The 4,166-nt window shown below is 27.5% G+C and carries 2 protein-coding genes and 1 pseudogene; all 3 read right to left on the bottom strand.

The genetic code is table 11. The features are described 5' to 3' along the window. Positions 1-848 (bottom strand): annotated as a pseudogene (locus KHW44_RS07075) (DNA helicase); the annotation flags it as partial. Positions 849-930: 82 nt separating this feature from the next. Then, on the bottom strand, positions 931-3,144 hold the full coding sequence (locus KHW44_RS07070) for a hypothetical protein (protein WP_002836656.1): 2,214 nt from the start codon (positions 3,142-3,144) through the stop codon (positions 931-933). Between the two features lie 35 nt (positions 3,145-3,179). Continuing rightward, complete coding sequence (locus KHW44_RS07065; protein WP_304067707.1) at positions 3,180-4,142, bottom strand: DNA cytosine methyltransferase; 963 nt, start codon at positions 4,140-4,142, stop codon at positions 3,180-3,182. Between the last annotated feature and the right edge of the window lie 24 nt (positions 4,143-4,166).

The raw sequence follows: 4,166 nt of genomic DNA, 5'->3' as shown, positions 1-4,166 counted from the left end.
CTTCCATCTGTGAAAACTCGTCCATCTCTACTTCTTGACCTATCATCTCGTCTATATAAATCATCTTGACCTCCTCTATCTTCATTTATATTTTCTATATCTCTATTATAGTCGCCACCGGCCCTTTCTGTCAGCAGCCTAGCTCGATCCATTTCCTTAGATTTTTCTATTGTGCTATCTATAATATCTTCGCTAACTCTTGATATTACAAGACCTATCTGTTCTAAAGAAATTGTATTAATCCTAGAAAAATTATTTTTTAAATTTTCCATATCCATAGGATAGGCTGTATTAAACCTATTAGCTATCGCATAGGATATTGAGTCTCTCATAAACTTTTCAAAACTCAGTCTATCCTCTACATCTATTCTCAAATCAGCAATAGCCAAATTAATATATTCATCTCCATAAATTCGACTTAAAGAAAATATATTTTCGTTTAGTGAATCACTAGCTTCAAATGAAGAATCTCTTATTATTTCTTTTAAAGCCTCGTTATGGTTTTCGTGGTCAAACTGCCATAAGCTAACCTCATTAATATTCCTATCCATTGATGTGGTTTGACTAATATCGAAAATATATGAAATTCTTTGATTTACATCACTTCCAACTAAAATTGGAATACCCTTTTGACCTCTCATAACAACTCGACCAAAATATTTCTTCCACATATCAAATGTCGCACAAGCTCTAGCTTCAGGTTCTTTGTTGTATATACTTAGTTGGCTAGAAAAATCATATTTCTGATTGTTACCTATAACTTTTAAGAGTTTTAAATATTCTTTTTCATCTTGTAAAACTTCATACTTTATTGCTTCTTGTATGTTCTTAAAATCATTTACTTGCATTTCCTACCTCCTTTTTTGAGTAATAAAAAAGACGATAGATTTTAAATAATCTACCGTCTATAATGTAATATAATTAAATGACCTATATTAATTCTTTAAGTTTTCCATATAAGTTCAATAATTCGTTAATATCCATATCCATTATAGGCTCATACATAAAAGAGTTTATATGAATATTTTCTGGAGTCATTATATTAACTTCATTAACTATATTAATTTGTTCTTCATTCGCAATCTGCTTATATGCATCAAATAATACCCTGGTCATATTATTAGTTTTATCTACATGATTCAGAAATTCCGCTTTATCTCCTGTTTTCAAATTATTTTTCACTTTCCAATTTAGCATACCATTATAATTATTAATTTTATCTAACATTATTTCCTCAGCTTTAAGTCTACAAGCCATTGATAATAAAACTTTATGCTCGAGCAAATTTAAGTTACTAGTTAAGTTTTCAGTAGTTTCATAAAGCTTTTCTATAACCAGATCATCCTCTTTAAACTCACTTGGTATATCAAATCTCCCTATATATTCTTTATATACTTTCCCTAAAGTTTTAAAATTAATAGTTCCTGAATTTTCTTTTTTGTGTAGTAAATTAGTTAATAGCTCATAATCGCTATCATAATAATTTGAATCATTAACAGATTTATCAAAACTATATTCAATTAGATTCCTAACAAATGGTATAAGTGCAAATAAGGAATATTTATCTGGTTTAGTTTTCCATGTTATAAAAGGTTGTTTTTGATATTTCTCTTCTATCAAATTTAAATCTTGTTTGTTTTCAACGATAAATCTAGATGTACGAGGTACATTTAGTCTAGAAGAAATTGTTCTATAAAAATCAAAATTATGAGATAAAATTATCATTCTAAAATTATCAATTGTTGCCATTTCATACAAATATTCTACAATAGCATACTTATTTTTATAATCAAAAGAATCTGCTATATCGTCTACTATAAATAGGACTTCATTGCTTTCTTTTTTTATTTTTTCTATGTCAAATATTATATTTAACAAATATAAAGATCTTTTCTCTCCTTGACTTAACACGTCTAATTTTTCTAAATTTGATCTATCTAAACTTGCTTGATTTTCACCCTTTTCAAATATAAACTCCACACGTGGTAGGTTTTCTCCTATTATCGCTCCCTTTAAATTTGATATTTTCATCTTATATGGAACAGTGAACCTATCTTCAAATATTTCTAAAGAACGATTCCACAATGTATTGTCTATATTGAGATTTTTAATATTCTCCTCTAATTCTTTATATATCTCTAATAAATCATCAAAAGATTTCTTTTCTTTCTTTATATATGAAGTCCATAATTCTTTTTTTAAATTATCTAAATTTTCTATTTTCAAAAACTCTATTAGTTCAGGATTGTTTTCTATTGTATCTCTTAATAATATGCCTTTTGTATCACTTAGTAACTTTTCTATCTGTTGAAATTCTGGAATATCTTTAATTTTCCCCTCTATTTCATATATTTTCTCTTGTAGTTCATCATTATTACCAATTACTATGCTATTATTTAAATTAAGTTTATTATCTCTTACAAAAAAATTATCTGAATCTAAATTTTTTGCAACATTCTTCAATTTTGGAAATGTGAATTGACCTTTTTCAAAAAAAGTATAACTACTGTATATAGTTTCAGCAGCTTCACAAAACTCTTTTATTTTATTTTGAAAACTACTGTCTTTTATTTTTTTAATTACACTATCATCAAAAATTGTAGAGTATTTAACATTAGGTAAATACGTTTTATTTTCAGCTTCACATAATTCTTTCAAGCTTAATAAAAAACTTTTTTCACTTAAATTCATGTCAGAAACTACTGTAGGCTCTAATTCATAAATTTTTCTTCCTTGTTGTGTTTTTTCAATTTTTAATCCTGAATATTGCACTAACTTTTTTAAAAAATTATTTTTTTGCTTTAATAAAGTTGTGATAGATTTTTTTGTTTTTTCGTCTACTAATAAATCTGCTACACTACTAGATTCATAATAATTCTCAAAGCTTTTTATTACAAACACTTGCTCTTTTCTTATATCTTGTCCATCTATGCTCACATTAACTTCTGCTTTTATATCGAATATTTCATCACGTATTTCGTCAGCTTTACCATCTTGAATTTTCTTAAAAGTTTTTGCAAAAGAAGTTTTCATCAATCCATTTTTTGCATATACTGTAATCACATTTGTATTTGTAAAATCAAATTCATGGTTAAACTCATCTATTCCATAACAATTCTTTAATTTACATTCTAGAATATCCATATCATATCCTCCTGTCTTTTATTTTATTATATCATTCACAATAATAAGTTTGCACTAACATGCATTATTGAACTAATAATGCACATTAAAACATCAACCACAATAGAATTGCCGGCCTGGTTATATAGTTTGCTTGAAGTGCAATTTTTTCTTCTTGAATGCACTTCCTCTAATTTGTCTATATCACTATCATCAAAACCCATGAGTCTTAGGCATTCTCTTTCTGTTAAATACCTATACCTACCATTTCCAATATCTATTATTCCAGAATTAGGTACTCTCATTTGTTTTGTAGAAATAGTATAAGAAAAATCTTTAATCACTTTGAGTCGCCCTCTAAAACTGTTATCTATGCTTTTATTTAAAAATTTCAGCATATAGGGTTGGGTCATTGTATAAAGTTCACTTACATCCTTTTCTAAAAATTCACTTAGTGGTCTAGTTTCTTTCCTCTCCAATTTATTAAAAGAAAAGTTATTTGCTCCTAGACATGAAACAACAAATATCCTCTCCCTTTTTTGAGGTATCCCAAAGTCCATTGCATTTAAAATTTCATACTTACTTTCATATCCAAGGTCTTCTAACTCCTTTAGATAAATAAACAAGGAGTCCCTCATATTTCTATCAAGGACTCCTTTTACATTTTCGCAAATTATCCATTTAGGTTTATCTTTCATTTCTTTGATTATTCTAATTGTTTCAAATAGTAAGCTTGATCTAGTTCCTGAATTCTTTACTCCTCCTTGCTTTTTCCCTATTCTTGAAAAGTCTTGGCAAGGACTTCCATGCATAATTAAGTCTATCTTCTCATTAGGAGCTTTATATCCTACTACTGATTTTGGCTTATAAGCCTCTCCATAAAGTGCGTTGTATGATTTAACACAAGCCTTATCTATTTCTACATAATCAACTACTTCATAAGATATCTTTAAATTAATAAAAGCCTTTCTAATAGCACCTATGCCACCGAAAAGCTCCAATATTTTTACCTTATTCATTTAGATTATTCTTGTACCTATCTA

The sequence above is a fragment of the Finegoldia magna genome, assembly GCF_018371055.1.
Classification (GTDB): Bacteria; Bacillota; Clostridia; order Tissierellales; family Peptoniphilaceae; genus Finegoldia; species Finegoldia magna_I.
The sequence above is the reverse complement of the archived record's forward strand: the minus strand, read 5'-3'. Positions and strand labels throughout refer to the sequence as shown.